Origin of the sequence: Herbaspirillum sp., from assembly GCF_035644555.1 — a bacterium.
Lineage (GTDB): Bacteria > Pseudomonadota > Gammaproteobacteria > Burkholderiales > Burkholderiaceae_D > Herbaspirillum.
Genome location: NZ_DASQOH010000078.1, coordinates 23,941 through 48,349 on the forward strand (window position 1 = coordinate 23,941; position 24,409 = coordinate 48,349).

The window sequence follows — 24,409 nt, forward strand, 5'->3', positions numbered from 1 at the left end:
GCAAGCTGACGACCGCTGTCAGGACAACACCGGCTCACTCACCTCCGCAATCAAACGCACCGGAATCGACTTGGCCGCCGGGACCTTGCTGTCGCGCGCATGGTGGAACAGCGGAATCAGGCGGTTCAGTTCGGGGAAGTAACCCATCACGCAGCCCACGGGGATATCGAAAGGCTCTACCCGCAGGTGATCCACGCGTCGCTCCACGCCGTCGTCGGAGACCGTCTCGGCCGTGACGAAATCACCTGGCACCAGGCCCTGGGCCTGCATGTCGCGCAGGTTCAGCAGCAGCACGCGGCGGGTGCCCCAGACACCACGGAAGCGATCATCCAGCGAATAGACGGTGGTGTTGAACTGGCTGTCGCCACGGGTGGTCATCAGACGCAGTACGCCAGGGGCGTCGGCCGGCATGTCGGGATCGGGCTCCAGTCCGGCCGGTGTCTTGAAGTTGGCCTTGCCATTGGGTGTCTTCCATTGGCGCTCGCGCGCGGCCAGCGGGCGGGGGAAGCCGCCCGGCGTCCACATGCGGGCGTTGAAGTCGCGGAAGATATCGGGATAGGTGGCTTCAATGGCATCGCGGATGCGGGCGTAGTCCCCCACCCAGGCATCCCAGTCCACGTGCGGATTGAAAGGCAGCAGGCGCTTGGCCAGCTCGGCGATGATGGCCGGCTCCGAGAGCAGGTGCGGCGAGGCGGGCTCTACCCGTCCGCGCGAACCGTGCATGCAACCGGTGCTGTCCTCCACCGAGACCGCCTGTTCTCCGCCCCGCTGGCGGTCGATCTCGATGCGCCCCAGGCATGGCAGCACATAGGCGGTCTGGCCGTGGATCACGCAGGAACGATTGAAGTGGGTGACCACCTGCACCGTCAACGGCAGCTTGCGCCAAGCCGGCTCCATCACGCCGTGGTCGGGAATGGCCCGCACGAAATTGCCGCCCAGCATGAAGAAGGCCGACAGCTCGCCGTCACGGATCTTTTCGCAGGCCTCCACGGTGTTGAGGCCCTGCTCCATCGGCGGTTCGAAATGATACAGCGCACGCAGACGGTCGTTGGGTACCATCTTGGGTTTTTCCGTGATGCCGACGGTACGCTGTCCCTGTACGTTGGAATGGCCGCGGATCGGGCAGATGCCGGCACCGGGCTTGCCGATGTTGCCGCGCATGAGCAGCAGGTTGGTCAGCATGTGGATGGTGCGCACGGCTTCCCGGTGCTGGGTCACGCCCATGCCATACATGAGCATGGCGCGGCCGGCACTGGCGTAGGTGTCGGCAGCCAGTTCCAGTTCGGCGCGCGATACGCCCGCATGCTGTTCGATATCGCTCCAGGAGGCGGCCCGGGCCGCCGCGGCGAATTCCTCGAAGCCGCTGGTGTGCTCATCAATGAAGGCCTGGTCGAGCAGGCGAGGCAGGCCCTCAGCACGGGCACGGTCGTCGCGCTCGAGGATGCGCTTGGCCATTCCCACGGCGGCGGCGGTGTCACCACCTATCCTGATCTGCACATACTGCGAACTGATGTCGGTATGGGCCGGTGTGATCATTTCCTTGGGCGACTGCGGATTGACGAAGCGCTCCAGGCCGCGTTCACGCAAGGGATTGAACGTGATCACCGGAACCCCGCGCTTACGTGCCGCTTCCAGCGGATGCAGCATGCGCGGGGCATTGGTGCCGGTGTTGTGACCAAAAAAAAGAATGCACTCGGTCTGTTCAAAGTCTTCCAGCCGGACCGTGCCGACCGGCACGCCGATAGTCTGCGGCAGGGCCACCGAGGTCGATTCGTGGCACATGTTGGAACTGTCGGGCAGGTTGTTGCTGCCATACAGGCGGGCCATCAACTGGTACAGGTAGGAGGTTTCCAACGAGGCCCGGCCTGAGGCATAGAACACCACCTTCTTCGGATCCATCGCGCGCAGCCGGGACGCAATGTCATCGAAGGCTTCCGCCCATGACACCGGCAGGTAGCGATCACTGGCGGCGTCATATTTCATGGGCTCGGTAATGCGGCCGGTGGACTCCAGTTCGAGGTCGTTCCAGCTTTCCATCTCACTGACCGTATGCTGCGCGAAAAAGTCGGGGCTTGCACGCTTACCGGTGATTTCCCAGGCGGTGGCCTTGGCGCCGTTTTCGCAAAACTCGAAGAGATGCGGATCGGCCGGCTTGGCCCAGGAACAGCTGACGCAGGCGAAGCCATCGGGCTTGTTCTGCTTCATCAGGATGCGGGTGCCGGTGGCGATCACGTGCTCCTGCTGCAGGATGGAACCCAGCGCCTTGACCGAGCCCCAGCCGCCGGCGGCATTGTTGTATTCGTCGAAACTGGCCTTTTCGGGAATGTCCTTGGTTTTCATATCGCCTCTTTGTGCGTGCTCTGTCGAGCTGGATTCATGGGTTCACGATAGGCGCGTGTTTGGCGCGGCGCCCGGCTGCATGCGTGCGTGGTCCGGTCGGGGACGTACAGACACGTGGATGGTGGTCATGATGGAAGTAGCGCAGCGGTTTGGCTGTAGGCGCGAGACGGATTTACAGTGCGTACGATTCCTACAGGTCGCCGCCGCGCTACCCGGCCTTAATGAAATCCTACGACTATCACAGCAGCGCACCGACATCGGCGCTCCGCATTGCCGCGCATACTGCTCATCGTTGCGGCCCCTCCCCGGCCGCCCGAACCCGGCCTGGTCATGATGAACTGTCGCGCTTCTGGTGATGTCCCCGCCTGCCCCACCCTGCCCGCCATGCTGGAAGGATTCATCGCATCCGCACTGGCCGATTGCCCCCACGAACAACTGGCAGGCCTCGACGCGCGCCTGCTGCGCCAGCTGGTCGCGGCCGGTCTGGATCAGTTGCCGCTGCCCGGCCAGGGAGAAACGCTGGCCCGCTGGCAAGCCCTGGCGGCGGTGGCCGCGCACGACCTGTCACTGGCCAAGCTGTATGAGGCCCATACCGATGCACTGGCCATCCTGGCCGCAGCCGGACACCCACAGCCGCCCCGCTCGATCTGGGGCGTGTGGTGCGCCCAGGGGCGCCCGGGCAGTCTGGTCATGCGCATGCCGGCCGCCGAAGAGTACGTTCTGCTGGACGGCGAGAAACCCTGGTGCTCGGGGGCCGCTGCGGTCACGCACGGATTGCTGAGCCACCGCGACGACGCCGGTCGCACCTGGCTGCTGGCGCTGGAGCTGGGCCAGCGCGAGGTAAGCATCATCGAAGACGACTGGGCGGCCGTCGGCATGGCGGCCACCCGCACCGCCCGCCTGCAATTGCAGGGCGCCACGGCCCAGGTGGTGGGCGCCCCCGATTTCTATCTGCGCCGGCCCGGCTTCTGGCACGGCGGCATCGGCATCGCTGCCTGCTGGCATGGCGCCGCAGCCGCCCTGGTGGGACAGCTGCGACAGGCGCTGGCACAACGCGCCGACCCGCACGCACTGGCGCGTCTGGGCAGCGCCGAATGCGCGCTCCATACCTCGGCCACCAGCCTGCGCGAGAGCGCGGCACGGATCGATGCCTTCCCCGCCGAAGACGCCATGCGGCATGCCCTGCGTACGCGCCTCATCGTCGAGCAGGCCTGCACCCGCATCATCGACGACATGGGCGCAGCGCTCGGTCCCCATCCCTATTGCGGCCAGCGCCGCAGTGCGCGCCTGCTGGCCGACCTGCCGGTCTGGTTGCGCCAGAGCCATGCCGAGCGCGACCTGGCCGCGCTGGCCACATCCTGCCTGCAAGAGGAGTCTGCCCCATGCTTATTGTGAATGCCCCCGCAGCGACACGGCACCCACCGGCCGCGCGCCATATCGACGTCGCCCACGGCACCACCGAGGAGGTCTGGCAATCCTGCCAGCGCCTGCATGCGCTGCCCGAGATCGAACTGGCCCAACTGGTGCCACCGCGCTCGCGCGCGGTTATTTTGGCCCCCCACCCGGATGACGAAACACTGGGCTGCGGCGGTCTCATCGCGCGACTGGCTTCGATGATGCGCGAGATCGCCGTGGTGGCGGTCAGCGATGGCGAACACAGTCACCCCGACAGCTCGCCGCTGGCACCACGCCTGCCACTGCTGCGACCGGCCGAAAGCATGGCGGCCCTGGAGTGCCTGGGCGCCGGCCAGGCGCGCATACTGCGGGCCCGGATTCCCGACGGTCAGATCCGGCAGCACCGGCTGGAACTGAAAGCCTGGCTGATCGCGCAGTTGCGCCATACCGATATCGTGTTCGCGCCCTGGCGGCTGGATGGCCATCCCGATCATGAAACGGTGGGCGAGATCGCCGCCGAACTGGAACATGAACTCGGCTGCAAGCTGGTCGAAGTGCCGATCTGGGGCTGGCACTGGGCACAGCCGCTGTCGGGCGACTTCCCCTGGGGCCGGGCGCATAAGCTGGCCTTCGATGCCGATACCGGGCTGCGCAAGCGGCGCGCCCTGCGTTGCTATCACAGCCAGATCGGCCGCGATGGTGAACGTGACCCGGTGCTGCCGGCCGGTGTGCTGGCGCACTTCGTGCGGCCCTACGAGGTGTTCTTCCTATGACAGCGCGGACCACCGGACATTTCGACCAACTGTATGCGGGCAATGTCGACCCCTGGAATACCCGGGAAAGCTGGTACGAACAACGCAAGCGCGCCATCGTCGCGGCCATCCTGCCCCGGCAACGATGTACCACCATCTTCGAGCCCGGCTGCGGCAGCGGCGAACTGACCCTGCATCTGGCCGAACGCTGCCAGCGCATGATGGCCTCGGACTTCTGCGAGGAAGCGGTACGCATCACGCGCGACAAGACCGCGCATCTGCCGCATGTGGAGGTCCGCCGTCAGGCCCTGCCCGAGCAATGGCCGGTACCGCCGCACGATGCGCCGGAGTTCGAGCTGATCGTCTTTTCCGAACTCTGCTACTACTTCGATGCGCCGCAAATGGCGGAGATGGCGACGCTGGCGGCGGGCAGCCTGGCGCAAGGCGGACACCTGCTGGCCTGTCACTGGAAAAAGGAGTTCGACGACCGCCTGCTGGCCACGCGCCCCATGCACCAGCTCATCGACGCCCATGCCAGGCTCAAGCGCCAGGCCTGCTACGAGGATGAAGACATCCTGATCGATCTGTGGCGCAAGACCTGATCCCCGGCCGGACAGTCCGACCGCCAGAACAACAAGGAGGAGCACGCCATGATAGGCATCGTCATTCCCGCCCACGATGAAGAAGTCCTGCTTGATGCCTGCCTGCAGGCAGTCCGCCAGGCCGCCGGTCACGCCGACCTGGGGGGAGAGGAAGTACGCATCGTGGTGGTGCTCGATGCCTGCAGCGATGGGTCCGAAGCGATTGCGCGCCGCCATCCGGTGAGCGTGCTGCCGATTCAGGCGCGCAACGTCGGGCTGGCCCGCGCGCTGGGTGCCGATCAACTGCTGTTGCAGGGTGCGCGCTGGCTGGCCTTCACCGATGCCGACACCCGCGTCGCGCCCGACTGGCTGGCCGCCCAGCTCAAGCTGCAGGCCGACGCGGTATGCGGCACCGTGGTGCCGGACGACTGGCACGGCCATCCGCCGCAGGTGCAGCAGCGCTTTGCGCGCGACTATGTCGACCAGGACGAACATCGCCATATCCACGGCGCCAACTTCGGCGTGTGCGCGCGGGCCTATCTGGCCGCAGGCGGCTTCCCGGCGCTCCGCTGCCATGAAGATGTGGGACTGGTGCAGGCCTTGCAGGCCAGCGGCGCGCGTATCGCCTGGAGCGCACGTCCGCGGGTGGTCACCAGCACCCGCCCGCAGAGCAAGGCGCGCGGCGGCTTTGGCGACACCCTCCGGCAATGGGCGGTGGAAGACTGCCCAGCCCTGACGCTGGCGCCTCAGCGCGCGCTATCGTTGCCACGCACCACCTGCTGAGCCTGTTCCAGGCTGACGTGATGTTCCTGCACGGTATTGACCAGCTTCTGGCGGCGGGCGCGTGAGCCGAAATTGTTGGCATAGATCCACGTGAACTCCGCCCCCAGCAGGAAGATCTGCGCCGAGTAGTAGATCCACAGCAGCAGCAGGGCAAAGGAACCGGCGGCACCGAAGCCGGACGTCATGCCGGTACTGCCGAGGTAGAGTCCGATCAGGTACTTGCCGACGATGAACAGGACCGTAGTGGCGACCGCCCCGATCCAGACGTCATGCCAGGACAAGGTCACGCGCGGCATGAACTTGTAGATCATCGAAAACAGCGTCGAAAACACCACGAAGGACAGCACGAAGTTGAGCAGTTGCAGCACCAGTTGCCAACCCTCGAACCAACCGCCCCACCAGCGTCCCAGGGCCGCCAGCACAGCGCTGACCACCAGCGAGATGATCAGCAGGAAGCCCAGTCCCAGGATCAGGCCGAAGGACAGCAGGCGCGTACGCGCCAGTTGCCATACCCCGCTCTTGCGCTTGGCAGCCGGGATACGCCAGATGCGATCGAGCGCACTCTGCAATTCGGAAAACACGGCGGTGGCACCGATGACCAGCGTCACCACCGAAATGCCGGCGGCGATCATGCCTTCGCGCGGCTGGCTGACCGACTTGAGCAAGCCCTGGATGGCGAAGGCGCCCTCGGTGCCGACGATGTCGCGGATCTGGTTGACGATCTCGCCCTGCGCCGCGTCGTGACCGAACAGCATGCCGGCCACGGCGATGGCGATGACCAGCATGGGGGCGATGGAAAAGATGGTGTAGTAGGCGATGGCTGCGCCCATGCTGGGCGCGAAGTCATCGATCCAGGCATTGATGGCGGCCGACGTCATCTGCCAGGCTTGCTGGGCGCGGGTGCCACCCTTGAGCATCTTGACCTCGGCGGCCGGGTCCAGGTAATCCGACGGGGCCGGTTCCAGCTTGGCCTTGACGATGTCGATGCGGGCCGGGGCGTCCGGCGGCAAGGTGGGCTCGGCCCGGGCCTTGGCCGCGGCCGCCCGGGAAGCCTCCGATCCCTTGCGCCAGGCTGCCACCAGCGGCATGGCCAGGGTCACAATCCGCAACGCGCGTTCCAGCCCGGGCGAGAGTGTCTCGTGACCGACCTGGGCTGCGGCGTGCGGGCGCGAAGAGTGGCGCGGTGCGCTCTTGACGGCGGCCGACGAGGCGCGCTGCAAGTGCTGCGCACGCTGCACTTGCCGGCCACGACGCTTGCGTCCCAGCCAGATGCCCAGCCCGGCGCTCAGCAGGGCACCAGCGAGCACGCCGCCAGCACTGCCACGGAGATCCGGTTCCGCATGGGAGGCAGCGCTATCACGCTCGATGGAATCAGCGCCGCCGGCAGCGTCGGCAGGATGGTGGGCGGGACGGAACGCGTCGGGAGAGCGGTTCATGGGGACCTCGATTAGACATATTGTTGTGCCGGTGTGACCGACGGCCGGCAGCGATTGTTCCTCCCCGGCAGATGCCGCGCCACCCTTGTAGGAAGCCGCTGTCGGCGCCCTGGCGGGCCGACGCGAAAACATGGCGCGTGGTATAAAGACAGTCTTCGCGCCGCATTGCCCCGGGGCCTGCAACGCGCATGAACCAGACCGGCAAACGCCGGTCTGTCTGAATTCTCCCGCGGCCGTCCTGCCCGCCCTGTGTTCCTGCCTGATCGCGTGAACCGGGCAGCGGCGGCCCTTCCCCCAACCTGAAGAACGAGGATTGCCCATGTATAAGGACGTACAGCTTTACATCAACGGCGAATGGACCGCCAGCGCTTCCGGTCGCACCATCGACGTGATCAACCCGGCCACCGAGGAAGTGATCGGCAAGATCGCCCACGCCGACCGCGCCGACCTCGACCGCGCCCTGGAAGCCGCCAAGAAGGGCTTCGAGACCTGGCGCAACATGTCCGCCTTCGATCGCTCCAAGATCATGCGCAAGGCAGCCGACCTGCTGCGTGAGCGCGTCGACGAGATCGCCCGCCTGATGACCCAGGAACAAGGCAAGCCGCTGGCCGAAGCCAAGATGGAAACCCTGGGTGCGGCCGACACCATCGACTGGTTCGCCGAAGAAGCCCGCCGTACCTACGGTCGCCTGGTACCGGCCCGCACCCCGGGCGCCTACCAGATGGTGATCAAGGAGCCGGTCGGCCCGGTGGCGGCCTTCACGCCCTGGAACTTCCCGATCAACCAGGTGGTGCGCAAGCTGTCGGCCGCATTGGCGGCAGGCTGTTCCATCATCGTCAAGGCGCCCGAGGAAACTCCGGCTTCGCCGGCTGAACTGATCCGTGCCTACGCCGATGCAGGCGTGCCGGCCGGCGTCATCAACCTGGTCTATGGCGTGCCGGCGGAGATTTCGGAATACCTGATCCCGCATCCGGTGATCCGCAAGATTTCCTTCACCGGTTCCACGCCGGTGGGCAAGCAACTGGCGGCGCTGGCCGGCCAGCACATGAAGCGTGCCACGATGGAACTGGGCGGCCACGCGCCGGCCATGGTGTTCGATGACGTGGATGTGGACCTGGCCGCCAAGACCCTGGCGACGTCCAAGTTCCGCAATGCCGGTCAGGTATGCGTGTCGCCGACCCGCTTCCTGGTGCAGAAGGGCGTGTTCAACGCCTTCGTCGACAAGTTCGTCACCTATGCCGAACAACTGAAGGTCGGCAATGGCCTGGAAGCCGGCGTGAACATGGGTCCGGTGGCCAACAAGCGTCGCATCCCCGCACTGGAAGCGCTGATCGACGATGCCGTCTCCAACGGCGCGCAACTGCGCACCGGTGGCAAGCGCATCGGTGACAAGGGTTACTTCTTCCAGCCCACCGTACTGACCAACGTGCCGCTGAGCGCACGGGTGATGAATGAAGAGCCCTTCGGTCCACTGGCGCTGATCAACTCCTTCGAGACCCTCGATGAAGTCATCACCGAAGCCAATCGCCTGCCCTTCGGCCTGGCAGCCTATGCCTTCGCCAAGTCGGCACAGACCAAGCACGCACTGGCCGCCCGCGTGGAAAGCGGCATGCTGACCATCAACCACCTGGGCCTGGCCTTCCCGGAACTGCCCTTCGGCGGCGTCAAGGACAGCGGCTATGGTTCCGAAGGCGGTACCGAAGCCATCGAGGCCTACATCAATACCAAGCTGGTGACCCAGCTCGATATCTGAGGGCTGGCGCTCTGATGCACTGATCGCCTGAGACGGCGTTCAAGCAAAACGGCGAACCTGCAAGGGTTCGCCGTTTTGTCTTGTGCAGCCGGATATTCGCGTTGGCGCTGGCACCGATGCCGTTGTCTCTATTCCTCGCCGCCAGAGGGTGGGACCAGGATGTCGCGGCTGCCGTTGCGCGACATGGCCGAGAGCACGCCGGCCGTCTCCATCTGTTCCACCAGCCGCGCTGCGCGGTTGTAGCCGATGCGCAATTGCCGCTGCACCGACGAGATCGAGGCGCGCCGTGTCTTGAGCACGAAGGCCACGGCCTCGTCGTAGAGCGGATCGGACTCCGGATCGCCACCCTCGCCACCGGCGAACATGTCGGCCTGGGCAGTGTCCTCGGACATCGGCGGGGCCAGGATTTCCTCGATATAACGCGGCTCGCCAAAGGACTTCAGGTATTCCACCACGCGGTGCACCTCTTCGTCGGACACGAAGGCGCCGTGCACGCGCTGCGGGTAGCCCGAGCCCGGCGGCAGGAACAGCATGTCGCCGTGGCCCAGCAGGGATTCCGCACCCATCTGGTCCAGCACGGTGCGTGAGTCGATCTTGGAAGACACCTGGAAGGCCACGCGGGTCGGGATGTTGGCCTTGATCAGGCCGGTGATCACGTCCACCGAGGGACGCTGGGTAGCCAGGATCAGGTGGATGCCGGCTGCCCGCGCCTTCTGCGCCAGGCGGGCGATCAGCTCTTCGACCTTCTTGCCGACCACCATCATCAGGTCGGCCAGTTCATCGATGACGATCACGATGGTGGGCAGCTTTTCCAGCGGTTCCGGAGCGTCCGGCGTGAGGCTGAAGGGATTGGGGATCTTCTCGCCACGGGCGGCGGCTTCGTCGATCTTCTGGTTGTAGCCGGCCAGGTTGCGCACGCCCAGCTTGGACATCTTCTTGTAGCGGCGCTCCATCTCGTCCACCGCCCAGTTCAGGGCATGGGCGGCCTCGCGCATGTCGGTCACCACCGGCGCCAGGAGGTGCGGGATGCCTTCATAGATGGACAGCTCCAGCATCTTGGGGTCGATCATGATCATGCGCACTTCCTCGGGCGTGGCCTTGTAGAGCAGCGAGAGGATCATGGCATTGATGGCCACCGACTTGCCCGAGCCGGTGGTACCGGCCACCAGCATGTGCGGGGCCCGCGCCAGGTCGGTCACCACGGGTGTGCCGGTGATGTCCTTGCCCATGGCAATGGTGAGGTGGGACGACGACTTGCGGTAGGCCTGGGAATGGATGATCTCGGAGAGCTTGATCATCTGCCGGCGCGCATTGGGCAGTTCCAGGCCCATGCAGGTCTTGCCGGGGATGGTCTCGACCACCCGGATGGAAGTCAGCCCCAGCGCCCGCGACAGGTCCTTCATCAGGTTCACCACCTGGGCGCCGCGCACGCCTTGCGCCGGTTCCACTTCGAAGCGGGTGATCACCGGGCCGGCTTCGGCGCCCAGCACGGTCACGGGGACCTTGAATTCCTTGAGACGCTGTTCGATCAGGCGGCCGGTTTCCTGCAGTTGCTCGGGATCGATCTCGATGCGCGACTCGGGGACTTCGTCCAGCAGGTCCAGCGAGGGCAGCGGGATATCCACCCGGGGCTCGTCCTCGTGATCGGGATAGACCCTGGCCACCGGCGCGGCCGCGGCCGGCTGCGGTTCGGGCATGCGCACGGTGAAGGCCGGCTGCTGGGAGGCCGGCGATGCCGGCGATGCTGGCGCTGCCGGATCGGGCAGCATGTCGAACCAGGGCGCGTTGAAGGTGCCGAGGTCGATCGGTTCGTCTTCTGCGGGTGAGAACGCTTCCGGCTCCGAGACGGGCAGGACGGGCGCTTGCGCGGGTTCGGCCGGCGCCCAGGCGGCACCTGCCGGCGGCAGTTGGTGGGCGGTCGGCAGGTCGGGGATCAAGTGATCCTGCGGCGTGCTTGGCATCGGCAACACCGGCACGATGGGCGCGGCCGGTGACGTCGGACCCTGCGGACCATCGGCCTCGTGCAGCGAGCGCATCAGGCGGGTCGGAATCACATCGGCACGCGGCGCCGGCCCGGTCGGTGCAGCTGCCTGCGGCGCGGCGCGGCCTACGCTGCTGATGCGGATACTGCGGGTCGGGTTGGCCGGGTTGACCGAGGACGGCGCCCCCGACTGGTCCGCGCCGGGACGGGCAATCGACGACGGAATCGGGCGGATCGGTAACGCCGGATTGGCCGCCCGCGAGAGGCTGACATCGGCGGCAGCACTGGCGGCCGAGATGGCGCGGCTGGCGGCGGCACGGGCCAGCATGGCTTCGGTCGGGCGCAGGGTTTCGAAAGCGGCCCACTCGGATTCCGGGCGCGCCTTGGCGGCGGGGCCGGACGGACGGGGGTTGAGCGAAGGCCATTTGCCCCCCTGTCCCCCTTGGCCACCCTGCCCTGCCTGGGCATGGCGCGACTGGCCGCCGGTCAGGGCCGACAGCGGTACCTTCCAGTCATCACGGGCAGCACCCTCCTGTGGGCGCTCATTGGCGGGGGTTGGCGTGAGGCGGGCTGGACGCGGGCGCGGTTCGAAGGGCGAGCCCACCGGCGAGCGGTTCGCGGCATGGCCGGAGGGGTGGGCCGCTGCGCGCGGCGGCACAGGCTGGCGCACCGCAGGCATACGGCGCTCGGCGCCTGTCGGGAAACTGCTGCGCTGGCTGCTCATGCGCACGCGTTCGCTTTCGATACTGCCGCGTCGGGGTGGTCCCAGGTCCAGTTCTGGGTGATCGTCGCGGCTCTGCGCATCGCTTCGGCCAAAGATGGCCCCCAGCAACCACTTCAGACCCAGCACCAGCAGGCCCAGCAAGAGTACTGCGGCGATGCCCTTGCTGATCTTGCCGCCGAGGGTTTCCATCAGGGCTGCACCGACCAGATCACCGCTGGGGCCGTCGTCGCTGCTGCTCAGTTGCGCGCGCAGCAGGGCTTCCAGCGCCCCGCTGGCGGCCAGCAGCAACAGGCTGCCACACCAAAGGCGGATGGCGCCGCGGCCGCCGAAGATGGACTTGCGGCCGAGCACGCGCGCTACCGTGCGCAGCAGCAGCGGCAGCAGCCAGAGGACCGACCAGCCAAACCATTTGACGAAAATCATGCTACTCCCATACTTCACCGGCCTGGCATGGCGCCAGCCGGCCTCGTGAATCTATCCCGGCAGTCCTGATGCACCGCCGCAGGCTGCGAGTGTAAACCAAACCCGACCACGGCCGCCCGTCCTCATCCCTTCTTCATGCCACCCTTTGGTACAGGTCGACTCAGCGACCGTGGCAATGGCAATCGCGCACGTGGTCGTTGATCACGCCCACGCCCTGCAGATAGGCGTAGATGATGGTGGAGCCGACGAACTTGAAGCCACGCTTGGCCAAGTCCTTGGAAATGGCATCCGACAGCGGCGTCTTGGCCGGGCAGTCCGCCAGGGAAGCCCAGCGGTTGACGATGGGCTGGCCGTCGACCTGGCCCCACAGGTAGGGATCGAGCCCACCGACTTCCTCACGCAGCTTGAGGTAGGCGCGGGCATTGCCGATGGTGGCGGCCACCTTCAGGTGATTGCGCACGATGCCGGGGTCGGCCAGCAATTGCGCCACCTTGCGCTCGTCGTAGCCGGCGATCTTCTCGGCATCCCATTGGTCGAAGGCGGCGCGGTAGCTCTCGCGCTTGTTGAGCACGGTCTCCCAGGACAGCCCGGCCTGGGCGCCTTCCAGGTTGAGCATTTCGAAGAGTCGGGTTTCGTCATGGCAGGGCAGGCCCCACTCGTGGTCGTGGTACTCGACGTAGCGAGGGTTGGCAAGGTTGACCCAGCCGCAGCGGGTAAGGGATTGGCTCATGGAAGATGGGGGAAACAGGTCAGGCGGTTCATCGGTACCGGTTCACACCGGCCACAGGGGCGGCTCATCCATCAGCGCGATCTGCTCGCGCAATTCCAGGATGCGGTCTTGCCAGTAGCGCTGGGTGTTGAACCAGGGAAAAGCGGCCGGAAACGCCGGGTCGTCCCAGCGGCGCGCCAGCCAGGCGGAATAATGGATCAGCCGCAGTGTACGCAGCGCTTCGATCAGGTACAGTTCTCGCGGTTCGAATTCGCAGAAACTTTCATATCCGGCCAGCAGGTCGGCCAGTTGCCCGACCATCTCGCGTCGCTCGCCGGAAAGCAGCATCCACAGATCTTGCACGGCGGGGCCACTGCGGCTGTCGTCGAAATCGACAAAGTGCGGGCCGGCATCGGTCCACAGGACATTGCCGACATGGCAATCCCCGTGCAGGCGCAGGCTGCGGATGTCGCCTGCGCGGTCGTAGCAGCGTTGCACGCCCTGCAGGGCCTGTTCGACCGTGGTGCGCCAGGCGGTGGCCACATCCATGGGAATGAAGTCATGCGCCAGCAGCCAGTCGCGCGGCTCATGGCCGAAGCTGGCCAGGTCCAGCGCGGGGCGCTCGACGAAGGGACGGCGCATACCCACCGCATGGATGCGGCCGATGAAGCGGCCCAGGCGTTCCAGGGTGTCGGCATCGTCCAGCTCGGGGGCGCGGCCGCCATGGCGCTGGAACACGGCAAAGCGGAAACCGGCATGGCGATGCAGGGTGGCGCCGCTGTCCAGGCGCATGGCCGGCACTACCGGAACCTCTTCGTCGGCCAACTCCTGCGAAAAATCATGTTCTTCGAGGATTTGCGCATCCGACCAGCGCAGGGGGCGGTAAAACTTGGCCACCAGCGGCGGGCCGTCTTCCATGCCGACCTGGTAGACCCGGTTTTCATAGCTGTTCAATGCCAGCAGGCGACCGTCGCCATACAGGCCCAGGGCGTCGAGGGCATCGAGCACCGTATCGGGCGAGAGCGTGGCGAAGGAAGTGGCGTCGGGGACGTCAGGGATGTCAGCAGTGGCGGCTTGATTCATTCGGCTATTGTACTGTCCACGGCGCCCGCGCCGCAGCAGATTGCGGCAACCGGCGCCGACAATGCTCGCGCCCCTGGCTGAATGCCTTTACACTCCTGCCTTTGGTAATAGCAATCTTCAGCAACCGGACCCATCATGCAACTCGACCAGCCCCTTTCCGACGCCGAATTCGACGAACTCGACGATTTTCTCCTCTCCGATCGCTGCGCCGACGATGTGATGACCATGGACACCCTGCACGGCTACCTGACGGCACTGGCCATCGGTCCGCAGGAGGTGCTGATGGCCGAATGGCTGCCACGGGTCTGGGGCAGCCGTCCGGAAGACACGCCCAAGTTCAAGAACGGCAAGGAAGCCGAGCGCATCACCAGCCTGATCGCGCGCAGCATGAACGAAATCGCCATCACCTTTGAAGTGGCGCCCAAGGAGTACGAGCCCCTGTTCTGCGAACGTGAACATGAAGGCAAGCCGCTGCTGGACGCCGAGGCCTGGGCCTGGGGCTTCTGGGAAGGGATCCAGTTGCGCGCCGAGCAATGGGACGAAATCTTCCATTCCAACCTGGCCCCGCTGATGCGCCCGATCTACCTGCTGGGCTCGGAAGAGCTGGAAGAGGAAGAAACCAAGCTCATCGATGACCCGGTCAAGACCCACAAGCTGGCCATCGAGATCGAGGCTGCCATTCCTCACATCCACCGCTACTGGGCGCCGAAACGCAAGTCGGCCGTGGAACAGGTGCAGCGCGAAGCGCCCAAGACCGGGCGCAACGATCCCTGCCCCTGCGGCAGTGGCAAGAAGTACAAGAAATGCTGTGGCGCGGACAGCAGTGCAGACGGCACCGAATAAGCCGGAAGGTCACCGGGGCAAGCATTTCCGGCCCATAACGAAAAAGGCGCACCGGGAAGCCGGCGCGCCTTTTTATTGCACTGTGGGCAACATGGCTGCCCTGCGCATCATTCCTTGATGAAGTGCTCGCGGTAATACTTGAGCTCTTCGATCGACTCCAGGATATCGGCCAGGGCCGTATGCATCTGGCGCTTCTTGAAACCGGTGGCGATTTCCGGCTTCCAGCGCTTGCACAGTTCCTTCAGGGTCGACACATCCAGGTTGCGATAGTGGAAGAATTCTTCCAGCTTGGGCATGCCGCGCACCATGAAGCGGCGGTCCTGGCAGATCGAATTGCCGCACATGGGGGACTTGCCGGCCGGGACGTATTGCTTCAGGAAGGCGATGATCTGCTGCTCGGCATCGGCTTCGGTGACGGTGGAGGCCTTGACGCGGTCGATCAGGCCCGAGCGGCCGTGGGTCCCCTTGTTCCAGGCATCCATGCCGTCCAGCAGTTCATCGGACTGGTGGATCGCCAGTACCGGGCCTTCGCCCAGGACGTTCAGTTCGGCATCGGTAACCACCACGGCCACTTCGATGATGCGATCCTTGTCCGGGTCCAGTCCGGTCATTTCCATATCGACCCAGATCAGGTTCATTTCATTCGGCCGGACGGGCGCGGCGGGGGCTTGTGACATAATTATTCCTTATTGACGGGATGGGGTCCGGCCCCATCTACTGCATGGTTCCATTGCTTGGTTCGCTTGCCCGGCCGACGCCGGGGCCCCACCGGGGCGACGAATCCCGCCATTTTCGCACAGGGTACGCATGTCTTCACTTTCGTTTTCCGTTTTGTTCATCGTGTTCCTGGGGATCAGCCTGGGGGTGCGGTTCTGGCTGGCCTCGCGCCACATTCGCCATGTGATCGCGCATCGCGCCGCCGTGCCGCCCGAGTTCGCCGAGAAGATTCCCCTGTCGGCCCACCAGAAGGCGGCCGACTACACCGTCGCGCGCACCAAGTTCGGGCTGGTGACCCTGCTGGTCAATGCGGCGGTACTGATCGGCTTCACCCTGCTGGGCGGGCTGCAGTGGCTCTCCAGCCTGCTGCTGGGCTGGACCGGTGGCCCCGGCATGCTCTACCAGATCGCTCTGGTGGCCGGCTTCGGCATCATCTCCGGCCTGGTCGACCTGCCCTTCGATTATTACCGCCAGTTCCGCCTGGAAGCCGGTTTCGGCTTCAACAAGATGAGCCGCGCCCTGTTCTTCAGCGACATGATCAAGCAGAGCCTGGTCGGCGCGGTGATCGGCCTGCCGCTGCTGTGGGTGGTGTTGACGCTGATGGAGAAAGCCGGCGCGCTGTGGTGGTTCTACACCTGGGTGGTGCTGTGCGCCTTCCAGCTGCTGATGCTGGTGATCTATCCCAGCTTCATCGCCCCGCTGTTCAACAAGTTCACCGCGCTGGAAGACGACAGCCTGCGCAGCCGCATCGAGGGCCTGATGCAGCGTGTGGGTTTCGCCTCCAAGGGCTTGTTCGTGATGGACGGTTCCAAGCGCAGCGCGCATGGCAATGCGTATTTCTCCGGCTTCGGTTCGGGCAAGCGCATCGTCTTCTTCGATACCCTGCTGGCGCGCCTGGCGCCGCATGAGATCGAGGCCGTGCTGGCCCACGAACTGGGCCACTTCAAGCTCAAGCACATCGTCAAGCGGGTGGTGGTGATGTTTGCCATGTCGCTGGCGCTGCTGGCCCTGCTGGGCTACCTGAAGGGCCAGACCTGGTTCTATACCGGACTGGGCGTGGACCCGCTGCTGCTGGGCAGCAACGACGCGATGGCGCTGATCCTGTTCATGCTGGTGCTGCCGATCTTCACCTTCCTGCTCTCGCCGCTGTCCTCGCTGTCCTCACGCAAGCACGAGTTCGAGGCCGATGCCTTCGCCGCCCAGCATACCAATGCGCAGGATCTGGTCTCGGCGCTGGTCAAGCTGTATGAGGACAACGCCTCCACCCTCACCCCCGACCCGCTACACTCGGCCTTCTACGACTCGCACCCGCCGGCTTCGCTGCGCATCCGCCACCTGCATGGCGCCATGGCAGCGCCAGCGCCGGCTGCCATTCACTGATTTCTTTCATCGCATAAAGGTCAGGAGCGAGCAGCTTCCTGACCGTTGGAGAACCCCCATGAGCATTACCGCAAGCACCCTCGCCGCTTCCCGTTGCGTCCAGCCTATCGAGGCCCTGGATGACGCCGCCCTCGCCAGCCACCTGGCCGCCCTGCCCGAATGGAAAGTCGAAGGTGGCAAGCTGGCGCGCAGCTTCGCCTTCGCCAACTATTACGAGACCCTGGCCTTCGTCAATGCGATTGCCTGGGTGATCCATGCCGAAGACCATCACCCGGACCTGGGCGTGAGCTACAACCGCTGCAGCGTGCGTTTCGATACCCACAGCGTCAATGATGGCCGTGGCGGTCTGTCAGCCAACGACTTCGTCTGCGCGGCCAAGGTCGACGCCATCTACGCCCAGCGCGCCAACGCCTGATGGCTGGCCGCAAGCAAGCCGCAGCACGCGGCGCCGGGCCGGCCGGCAAGGCCGACCTGGAACCCGGTCTGGTGATCGCCGCCCACGGGCGGCATTATCTTGTGCAGGCAGGGGAACAGAAACTGCATTGCGTCACCCGTGGCAAGAAGAGCGATGTCGCCGTGGGTGACCACATCCGTCTGGCGCGTACCTCGCCGGACCAGGGCGTGATCGAGGCCATCGACGAGCGCAAGACCCTGCTGTACCGTTCCGACCAGTACAAGTCCAAGCTGCTGGCGGCCAATGTGGATCAGCTGTTCATCGTGGTGGCGACCGAGCCGAGCTTTACCGATGACCTGGTCTCGCGCGCGCTGGTGGCGGCCGAATCGGCGGGCGTGTCAGCCCACCTGATCCTGAACAAGACCGACATCACCGAGGCCCTGCCGAAGACCCGCGAACGCCTGCAGGTCTATGCGCGCCTGGGTTATCCGGTGCACGAGGTCTCGGCCAAGGCCCACCCGGACGAAACCCGCGCCGCCTTCATGCCCCTGCTGGCCGGCAAGAGCACCATCCTGATCGGCCAGTCCGGCATGGGCAAGTCCTCCATCATCAACCTGATCGTGCCGGACGCCGACATCGCCACCCGCGAAATCTCGGCCGCGCTCGACACCGGCAAGCACACCACCACCTTCACCCGCCTGTACCAGATGGAGGGCGGGGCCAGCATCATCGACTCCCCGGGCTTCCAGGAATTCGGCCTGTACCAGCTCTCCGAAGGCATGCTGGAACGCGCCTTCCGTGACTTCACGCCCTACCTGGGCAAGTGCCGCTTCTACAACTGCCACCACCTCAACGAACCCGGCTGTGCCGTGCTGGAAGCGGTACAGGCCGGCGAGATTGCCGGCCTGCGCCATCAGCTGTATGCACAGCTGGTGCATGAGTCTTCACAGACGCTGTACTGATCCGCGCAGAACGTGCAGGCGGCCGTGAGGACCAGCGCACGGTCCCCGGCTGTCGCTGGGAGAGCCTGGTAGCCCTGTCGCATCAGCGACGGTTGCCCAAAGGCAATTACGGCGGGTATCTTTTTAAGCCGAATCCCTTATAATCTAAGGAGTTAACGACTATCGGCGGCAGGCGCCACACTGGCCGCCGTTTTTATTTATGGCAATCAAACACTACCTTCAGTTTTCCGACTTTACGCTTGATGAATACGAGTACGTGATCGAACGTTCCCGTGTGATCAAACGTAAGTTCAAGAATTACGAGCCCCACCACACGCTGGCCGACCGCACGCTGGTGATGGTGTTCGAGAAGAACTCGACCCGCACCCGCCTCTCCTTCGAGGCCGGCATGCACCAGATGGGCGGTGCCGCGATCTACCTGAACACCCGCGACAGCCAGCTCGGCCGCGGCGAGCCGGTGGAAGACGCAGCCCAGGTGATGTCGCGCATGTGCGACGTCATCATGATCCGTACCTACGGCCAGGAGATCATCGAGCGCTTTGCAGCCCATTCGCGCGTGCCGGTGATCAACGGCCTGACCAACGAGCAGCATCCCTGCCAGGTGCTGGCCGACGTATTCACCTACATCGAGCAGCGCGGCAGCATCCAGGGCAAGATCGTGGCCTGGGTGGGCGATGCCAACAACATGCTGTATTCGTGGCTGCAGGCGGCCGAGGTATTCGGCTTCCACGTCAATGTCTCCACCCCCAAGGGGTACGACATCGACCCGGCCCAGGTCTCGCCCGGGAACACGCACTACACCTTCTTCGCCAATCCGGCCGATGCCTGCCAGGATGCTGACCTGGTCACCACCGACGTGTGGACCAGCATGGGCTTCGAGGCCGAGAACAATGCGCGCCTGAAGGCCTTCGACGGCTGGATCGTGGACCAGGCCAAGATGTCGCGCGCCAAGAAGGACGCACTCTTCATGCACTGCCTGCCGGCCCACCGTGGCGAGGAAGTGGCCGCCGAGGTGATCGACGGCCCGCAGTCGGTGGTCTGGGAAGAGGCGGAAAATCGCCTGCACGTCCAGAAGGCCCTGCTCGAGTATCTGGTGCACGGCAAGTTCGACCAATGAAATTGCGGGCTGGGCATGACGCCCAGCCCGCCAGTCCTAGTCAATTCATCCTCATCGCAACGTCAAGATCATGTCCAACATCCTGCAATCCGTCCCGGTCAATCAAAAAGTCGGCATCGCCTTCTCCGGCGGCCTCGATACCAGCGCCGCGCTGACCTGGATGCGCCAGAAAGGCGCCGTCCCCTACGCCTATACCGCCAATCTGGGCCAGCCGGATGAGCCGGACTACGACGCCATCCCCAAGAAGGCCCTGCAATACGGTGCCGAACTGGCGCGCCTGATCGACTGCCGCGAGCAGCTGGCCAACGAAGGTATTGCCGCCCTGCAGAGCGGTGCCTTCCACATCTCCACCGCCGGCATCACCTACTTCAACACCACCCCGCTGGGCCGCGCCGTGACCGGCACCATGCTGGTGGCCGCGATGCGCGAGGACAACGTCGACATCTGGGGCGACGGCAGCACCTTCAAGGGCAATGACATCGAGCGTTTCTATCGCTATGGCCTGCTGGTGAACCCCAACCTGAAGATCTACAAGCCCTGGCTGGACAGCACCTTCATCAACGAACTGGGCGGCCGCAAGGAAATGTCCGAGTTCATGATCAAGTCCGGCTTCGACTACAAGATGTCGGTGGAAAAGGCCTACTCGACCGACTCCAACATGCTGGGCGCGACCCACGAAGCCAAGGACCTGGAGTTCCTGAACAGCGGCATCAAGATCGTGCAGCCCATCATGGGCGTGGCGTTCTGGCGCGATGATGTGGAAGTCAAGGCCGAGACCGTCACCGTGCGCTTCGAAGAAGGCCGTCCGGTGGCCTTGAACGGCAAGACCTTCGACAGCATGACCGACCTGATCCTGGAAGCCAACCGCATCGGCGGCCGTCACGGCCTGGGCATGAGCGACCAGATCGAGAACCGCATCATCGAAGCCAAGAGCCGCGGCATCTACGAGGCCCCGGGCCTGGCCCTGCTGTTCATCGCCTACGAGCGCCTGGTCACCGGCATCCACAACGAAGATACCATCGAACAGTACCGCGACAACGGCCGCAAGCTGGGCCGCCTGCTGTACCAGGGCCGCTGGTTCGACTCGCAGGCCATCATGCTGCGCGAAACCGCCCAGCGCTGGGTGGCGCGCGCCATCACCGGCGAAGTGACGGTGGAACTGCGTCGCGGCAATGACTACTCGATCCTCAACACCGAGTCGCCCAACCTGACCTACCACCCGGAACGCCTGACCATGGAAAAGGGCGAAGGCAGCTTCTCCGCCATCGACCGTATCGGCCAGCTGACCATGCGCAACCTGGACATCGCCGACACCCGCCAGAAGCTGGCTATCTACCAGGGCACCGGCCTGCTGGATTCCAGCACGGCTGTGTCGCTGCCGCTGCTGGGCAAGGATGAGAAGTAATTCCTGCAGGATTTCCCCTTACACCGTTTAATGGAAGCGATTCGATGAGCACTCAATTCGACAACGTCACCGTCCTGAAAAAGGGCAACGTCTATTTCGACGGCAAGTGTGTCTCGCACACCGTGCTGCTGGCCGATGGCAGCAAGAAGACCCTGGGCGTGATCCTGCCCTCCTCGCTGAACTTCAGCACCGGCGCGCCCGAAATCATGGAAATCAACGGCGGCAGCTGCCGTGTGCGCCTGAAGGGCGAAGAAGCCTGGAATACCTACGCTGCGGGTACCACCTTCAGCGTGCCGGGCAACTCCAGCTTCGACATCGAAGTGACCGAGACCCTGGACTACGTCTGCCACTTCGGCTGATCGCCAGCAAAGCAGAATGAAAAAGCCGTCGGTAGCGATACCGACGGCTTTTTTACGTGCATCAAAATGCGTACTCAGATGAAGACCGGCTCCGGCTCCAGCTGCACCCCGAACTTTTCCAGCACGTCATCCTGGATGGCCTTGGCCAGCCTGGCGATTTCGGCACCGCTGGCGCCGCCGCGATTGACCAGCACCAATGCCTGCTGTTCGTAGACACCCGCCCGTCCCATGGACTTGCCCTTCCAGCCGCAGCGATCAATCAGCCAGCCGGCCGCCAGCTTGTAGTGCTCGTCATCGACCCGATAGCTGACCAGATTGGCGTATTGCGCCAGCAGGCGATCGCGCAGGCGGGCCGGGACGATGGGGTTCTTGAAGAAGCTGCCAGCATTGCCGATGCGCGCCGGATCGGGCAGCTTGCGGGTGCGGATGGCGATGACGGCCTCGGCGATGTCACGCGGGCCGGGTTCGGTGATGCCCTGCTCTTTCAGCGCCTGCGCCACATCGGCATAGTTGGCATTGGCGATCCAGCGCCTGGGCAGGGCGAAGCTGACGTCGAGCACGATGGCGCGGTCACGCAGTGCGTGCTTGAAGACGCTGTCGCGATAGCCGAAGCGGCAGGCCTCGCGGTCCAGCGTCAGCATCTCGCCGCGCTCGAGATCGAAGGCGCGCAGGCTGTGGAAACGATCCTTCAGTTCGATGCCGTAGGCGCCGATGTTCTGGATGGGCGCGGCGCCCACGCTACCGGGAATGAGCGAGAGGTTTTCCAGCCCGCCCAGCCCCTGCGCCAGCGTCCATTGGACAAAGCCGTGCCAGCTTTCGCCGGCGGCGGCGCGCACGTAGGTAAAGTCCTCATCCTGGCCGGTGATCGCCATGCCGCGGCCTTGCATATGCAGCACCAGCCCACCGAAATCCTGCGTCAACAGCAGGTTGCTGCCGCCTCCGAGCACCAGCCGGGGCAAGCTCATCAGGGAGGCATCGGCGCGTAGTGCCTGCAGGGTTTCCACAGCATCGACGGGCAGGTAGGCGTGGGCCTGGGCGTCGATGCCGAAGGTATTGAGGGCGCGCAGGGAAACGGCGTGCTGGACGGGAAGCGAAGACGTGGTCATAGGGCAGCGATTATAGCGCTCCGGAGGCCGGAGATTGGCTGTCGGCGGGACGACGATGGCGGCGGCGGCCCCACTCCGCTAGAATCACGGGTCAGACGCCGGCCTCCGCCGGCTGCAAGAACATAAGGATAAAGCCATGCCCTCATTCGATACCGTCTGCGAAGCCAATCTGGTCGAAGTCAAGAATGCCGTAGAACAAGCCAACAAGGAAATCTCCACCCGCTTCGACTTCAAGGGTACCGACGCCCGCGTCGAACAGAAGGAACGGGAACTGACCGCCTTCGCCGACTCCGACTTCCAGCTGAGCCAGGTGCGCGATGTGCTGACCAACAAGATGACCAAGCGCAACGTCGATGTGCGCTTCCTGGACGAAGGCAAGATCGAGAAGATCGGCGGCGACAAGGTCAAGCAGGTCATCAAGGTGAAGAACGGCATCGAAAGCGACGACGCCAAGAAGATCGTGCGTGTCATCAAGGACAGCAAGATGAAGGTGCAAGCCAGCATCCAGGGCGACGCCGTGCGCATCACCGGGGCCAAGCGCGACGACCTGCAGGCCGCCATGGCGCTGCTGCGCAAGGAGATCAAGGACATTCCGCTGGAGTTCAACAACTTCCGTGATTGATCCCCAGGCCTGATCAGGTCTTGCAACGAAAAACGCCGGCGATTGCCGGCGTTTTGCTTGTGCGCTGCTTGAAGCGGATCAGCTCAGACCCGATCAGGCCGCATCGCGCTCATCGCCCACCAGACGGCGCTGCTTGACGGAGTCGGCCAGGCCTTGCAGCACTTGCAGGCTTTCTTCCCAGTTGATGCAGCCATCAGTGATGGACTGCCCATAGGTCAGTTCCTTGCCCGGCACCAGGTCCTGACGACCTGCGACCAGGTGCGACTCCACCATCACGCCGACGATGCGGGTGTCGCCACCGGCGATCTGGCGGCCGATGTCAGCGCAGACGGGGATCTGGTTTTCCGGCTTCTTGGAACTGTTGGCGTGCGAGGCGTCGATCATCAGGCGCGCGGCCAGACCGCTCTTGGCGATGTCCTGGCAGGCTGCTTCCACGCTGGGCGCATCATAGTTGGGCTGCTTGCCGCCGCGCAGGATGATGTGGCAATCCTCGTTGCCGGCGGTGGAGACGATGGCCGAGTGGCCGCCCTTGGTCACCGACAGGAAGTGGTGCGGCTGGGACGCGGCCTTGATGGCATCCACGGCGATCTTGACGTTGCCGTCGGTGCCGTTCTTGAAGCCCACCGGGCAGGACAGGCCAGAGGCCAGTTCGCGGTGCACCTGGGATTCGGTGGTGCGGGCGCCGATGGCACCCCAGCTGATCAGGTCGGCGATGTATTGCGGGCTGATCACGTCCAGGAATTCGGTACCGGCCGGCAGGCCCAGGTCGTTGATGTTGAGCAGCAGTTCACGGGCAGCGCGCAGGCCATCGTTGATGCGGAAGCTGTTGTCCATGTACGGGTCGTTGATCAGGCCCTTCCAGCCGACGGTGGTGCGCGGCTTCTCGAAGTAGACGCGCATGACGATTTCCAGCTCGTTCTTGTGACGCTCGCGCTCCACCACCAGACGGCGCGCATATTCCATGGCGGCCTTGGTGTCGTGGATGGAGCAGGGGCCGATGACGACCATCAGGCGGTCGTCCTGACCGTGCAGGATGCGATGCAGCGCGGTGCGGGCTTCGGCGGTGGTGCGCTCAACCTTTTCGGTGCAGCCGAATTCGCGGATGAGATGCGAGGGGGGGACCAGTTCTTTCATTTCTCGGATGCGAAGATCGTCAGTGCGCGGCATTTTTTTCTCCTGGAGTGCTGCAAATATTCAGCTGGAAATTTGACCAAAAAAAAACCGCCATCACTGGCGGTTTTTTAGGAAATTCGGTTTTGTCTTTTTACGAACGCTTACCGCTTTTCACCGCCGTGGGGCTGGAATAGCTAAAGTAAAAATAAAAGTAAGCGCGGGCGAAAGACATGTCTGGCGTCATGGATTAATTGAAGCAGATATTCATAGTGCTACAAATCCGGGGCTTTGGCAAGGGAGATGCGAAAAATGGATTGATGCAGTGCTCATGCACATTTTTCTCAAAAACAATTAAACATTTGAATAATAATTGTCTTAAATGCAGAATATAAGCCTCCAAAAGCAATAAAAAATCACACCCCATGCAAGCC

General features: G+C 64.4%; 21 protein-coding genes. 13 read left to right on the forward strand and 8 right to left on the reverse strand.

The features are described 5' to 3' along the window. Window positions 1-18: 18 nt before the first annotated feature. The gene (locus tag VE092_RS21640; protein WP_324879985.1) at window positions 19-2,340 is read right to left on the reverse strand and encodes an FdhF/YdeP family oxidoreductase; all 2,322 of its coding nucleotides are present in this window, start codon (window positions 2,338-2,340) and stop codon (window positions 19-21) included. A gap of 330 nt (window positions 2,341-2,670) precedes the next feature. Here VE092_RS21640 and VE092_RS21645 point away from each other — a divergent pair, with 330 nt between their 5' ends. Genes VE092_RS21645 through VE092_RS21660 form a run of 4 tightly spaced genes read left to right on the forward strand, consistent with a single transcriptional unit; the run spans window position 2,671 to window position 5,851 of the window. Beyond that, complete coding sequence (locus VE092_RS21645) at window positions 2,671-3,735, forward strand: acyl-CoA dehydrogenase (RefSeq protein WP_324879986.1); 1,065 nt, start codon at window positions 2,671-2,673, stop codon at window positions 3,733-3,735. Next, window positions 3,723-4,508 (forward strand): PIG-L family deacetylase, encoded by a 786-nt coding sequence (locus tag VE092_RS21650; RefSeq protein WP_324879987.1) that lies wholly within the window; start codon window positions 3,723-3,725, stop codon window positions 4,506-4,508. Before VE092_RS21645 ends, VE092_RS21650 begins: the two co-directional genes overlap by 13 nt. Beyond that, window positions 4,505-5,089, forward strand: coding sequence for a class I SAM-dependent methyltransferase (locus tag VE092_RS21655; RefSeq protein ID WP_324879988.1), 585 nt, complete (start codon window positions 4,505-4,507; stop codon window positions 5,087-5,089). The genes VE092_RS21650 and VE092_RS21655 overlap by 4 nt, the downstream gene beginning before the upstream one ends. A gap of 48 nt (window positions 5,090-5,137) precedes the next feature. Then, window positions 5,138-5,851, forward strand: coding sequence for a glycosyltransferase family A protein (locus VE092_RS21660; RefSeq protein ID WP_324879989.1), 714 nt, complete (start codon window positions 5,138-5,140; stop codon window positions 5,849-5,851). Here the strand turns inward: VE092_RS21660 and VE092_RS21665 are convergent. Then, window positions 5,815-7,287: a YihY/virulence factor BrkB family protein gene (locus tag VE092_RS21665; RefSeq protein WP_324879990.1), complete on the reverse strand. Its 1,473-nt coding sequence runs from the start codon at window positions 7,285-7,287 to the stop codon at window positions 5,815-5,817. The two genes, VE092_RS21660 and VE092_RS21665, sit on opposite strands and share 37 nt — an antisense overlap. A gap of 319 nt (window positions 7,288-7,606) precedes the next feature. Here VE092_RS21665 and VE092_RS21670 point away from each other — a divergent pair, with 319 nt between their 5' ends. Continuing rightward, entirely contained in the window at window positions 7,607-9,040 is a 1,434-nt protein-coding gene (locus tag VE092_RS21670) for an NAD-dependent succinate-semialdehyde dehydrogenase (RefSeq protein ID WP_324879991.1), read from the forward strand. Window positions 9,041-9,168: 128 nt separating this feature from the next. Here VE092_RS21670 and VE092_RS21675 read toward each other — a convergent pair whose 3' ends face one another. From VE092_RS21675 to VE092_RS21685, 3 genes are all read right to left on the reverse strand, one after another. Further along, complete coding sequence (locus tag VE092_RS21675) at window positions 9,169-12,168, reverse strand: DNA translocase FtsK (RefSeq protein ID WP_324879992.1); 3,000 nt, start codon at window positions 12,166-12,168, stop codon at window positions 9,169-9,171. A gap of 160 nt (window positions 12,169-12,328) precedes the next feature. Then, window positions 12,329-12,898, reverse strand: a complete 570-nt coding sequence (locus VE092_RS21680) for a DNA-3-methyladenine glycosylase I (RefSeq protein WP_324879993.1) — start codon at window positions 12,896-12,898, stop codon at window positions 12,329-12,331. A 42-nt stretch (window positions 12,899-12,940) separates the two neighbouring features. Next, complete coding sequence (locus VE092_RS21685) at window positions 12,941-13,960, reverse strand: serine/threonine protein kinase (RefSeq protein WP_324879994.1); 1,020 nt, start codon at window positions 13,958-13,960, stop codon at window positions 12,941-12,943. A gap of 135 nt (window positions 13,961-14,095) precedes the next feature. Here VE092_RS21685 and VE092_RS21690 point away from each other — a divergent pair, with 135 nt between their 5' ends. Then, window positions 14,096-14,803 (forward strand): UPF0149 family protein, encoded by a 708-nt coding sequence (locus VE092_RS21690; RefSeq protein ID WP_077237830.1) that lies wholly within the window; start codon window positions 14,096-14,098, stop codon window positions 14,801-14,803. A 107-nt stretch (window positions 14,804-14,910) separates the two neighbouring features. Here VE092_RS21690 and orn read toward each other — a convergent pair whose 3' ends face one another. After that, entirely contained in the window at window positions 14,911-15,480 is a 570-nt protein-coding gene (gene orn / locus VE092_RS21695; protein ID WP_324879995.1) for an oligoribonuclease, read from the reverse strand. A gap of 130 nt (window positions 15,481-15,610) precedes the next feature. On the opposite strand from orn, the gene VE092_RS21700 reads away from it, so the two are divergent. The 6 genes from VE092_RS21700 to VE092_RS21725 all read left to right on the forward strand — a co-directional run bounded on the left by VE092_RS21700 (window position 15,611) and on the right by VE092_RS21725 (window position 21,137). Beyond that, on the forward strand, window positions 15,611-16,900 hold the full coding sequence (locus tag VE092_RS21700) for a M48 family metallopeptidase (RefSeq protein WP_324879996.1): 1,290 nt from the start codon (window positions 15,611-15,613) through the stop codon (window positions 16,898-16,900). 58 nt (window positions 16,901-16,958) lie between these two features. After that, entirely contained in the window at window positions 16,959-17,315 is a 357-nt protein-coding gene (locus VE092_RS21705; RefSeq protein WP_324879997.1) for a 4a-hydroxytetrahydrobiopterin dehydratase, read from the forward strand. Then, complete coding sequence (rsgA, locus tag VE092_RS21710) at window positions 17,315-18,256, forward strand: ribosome small subunit-dependent GTPase A (RefSeq protein ID WP_324879998.1); 942 nt, start codon at window positions 17,315-17,317, stop codon at window positions 18,254-18,256. The genes VE092_RS21705 and rsgA overlap by 1 nt, the downstream gene beginning before the upstream one ends. A 199-nt stretch (window positions 18,257-18,455) precedes the next feature. Continuing rightward, window positions 18,456-19,373 (forward strand): ornithine carbamoyltransferase, encoded by a 918-nt coding sequence (argF, locus tag VE092_RS21715; protein ID WP_324879999.1) that lies wholly within the window; start codon window positions 18,456-18,458, stop codon window positions 19,371-19,373. Between the two features lie 70 nt (window positions 19,374-19,443). Further along, complete coding sequence (gene argG, locus VE092_RS21720) at window positions 19,444-20,778, forward strand: argininosuccinate synthase (protein ID WP_077237819.1); 1,335 nt, start codon at window positions 19,444-19,446, stop codon at window positions 20,776-20,778. Window positions 20,779-20,822: 44 nt separating this feature from the next. Beyond that, window positions 20,823-21,137: a pyrimidine/purine nucleoside phosphorylase gene (locus VE092_RS21725; protein WP_006463128.1), complete on the forward strand. Its 315-nt coding sequence runs from the start codon at window positions 20,823-20,825 to the stop codon at window positions 21,135-21,137. Between the two features lie 74 nt (window positions 21,138-21,211). Here VE092_RS21725 and murB read toward each other — a convergent pair whose 3' ends face one another. Beyond that, complete coding sequence (gene murB / locus VE092_RS21730; RefSeq protein WP_324880000.1) at window positions 21,212-22,243, reverse strand: UDP-N-acetylmuramate dehydrogenase; 1,032 nt, start codon at window positions 22,241-22,243, stop codon at window positions 21,212-21,214. Between the two features lie 136 nt (window positions 22,244-22,379). Between murB and VE092_RS21735 the strand changes: the two genes are divergently transcribed. Continuing rightward, complete coding sequence (locus VE092_RS21735) at window positions 22,380-22,865, forward strand: YajQ family cyclic di-GMP-binding protein (RefSeq protein ID WP_006463130.1); 486 nt, start codon at window positions 22,380-22,382, stop codon at window positions 22,863-22,865. A gap of 93 nt (window positions 22,866-22,958) precedes the next feature. Here the strand turns inward: VE092_RS21735 and aroG are convergent, their stop codons facing one another. Continuing rightward, window positions 22,959-24,032, reverse strand: coding sequence for a 3-deoxy-7-phosphoheptulonate synthase AroG (aroG, locus tag VE092_RS21740; protein ID WP_324880001.1), 1,074 nt, complete (start codon window positions 24,030-24,032; stop codon window positions 22,959-22,961). Window positions 24,033-24,409 lie beyond the last annotated feature (377 nt).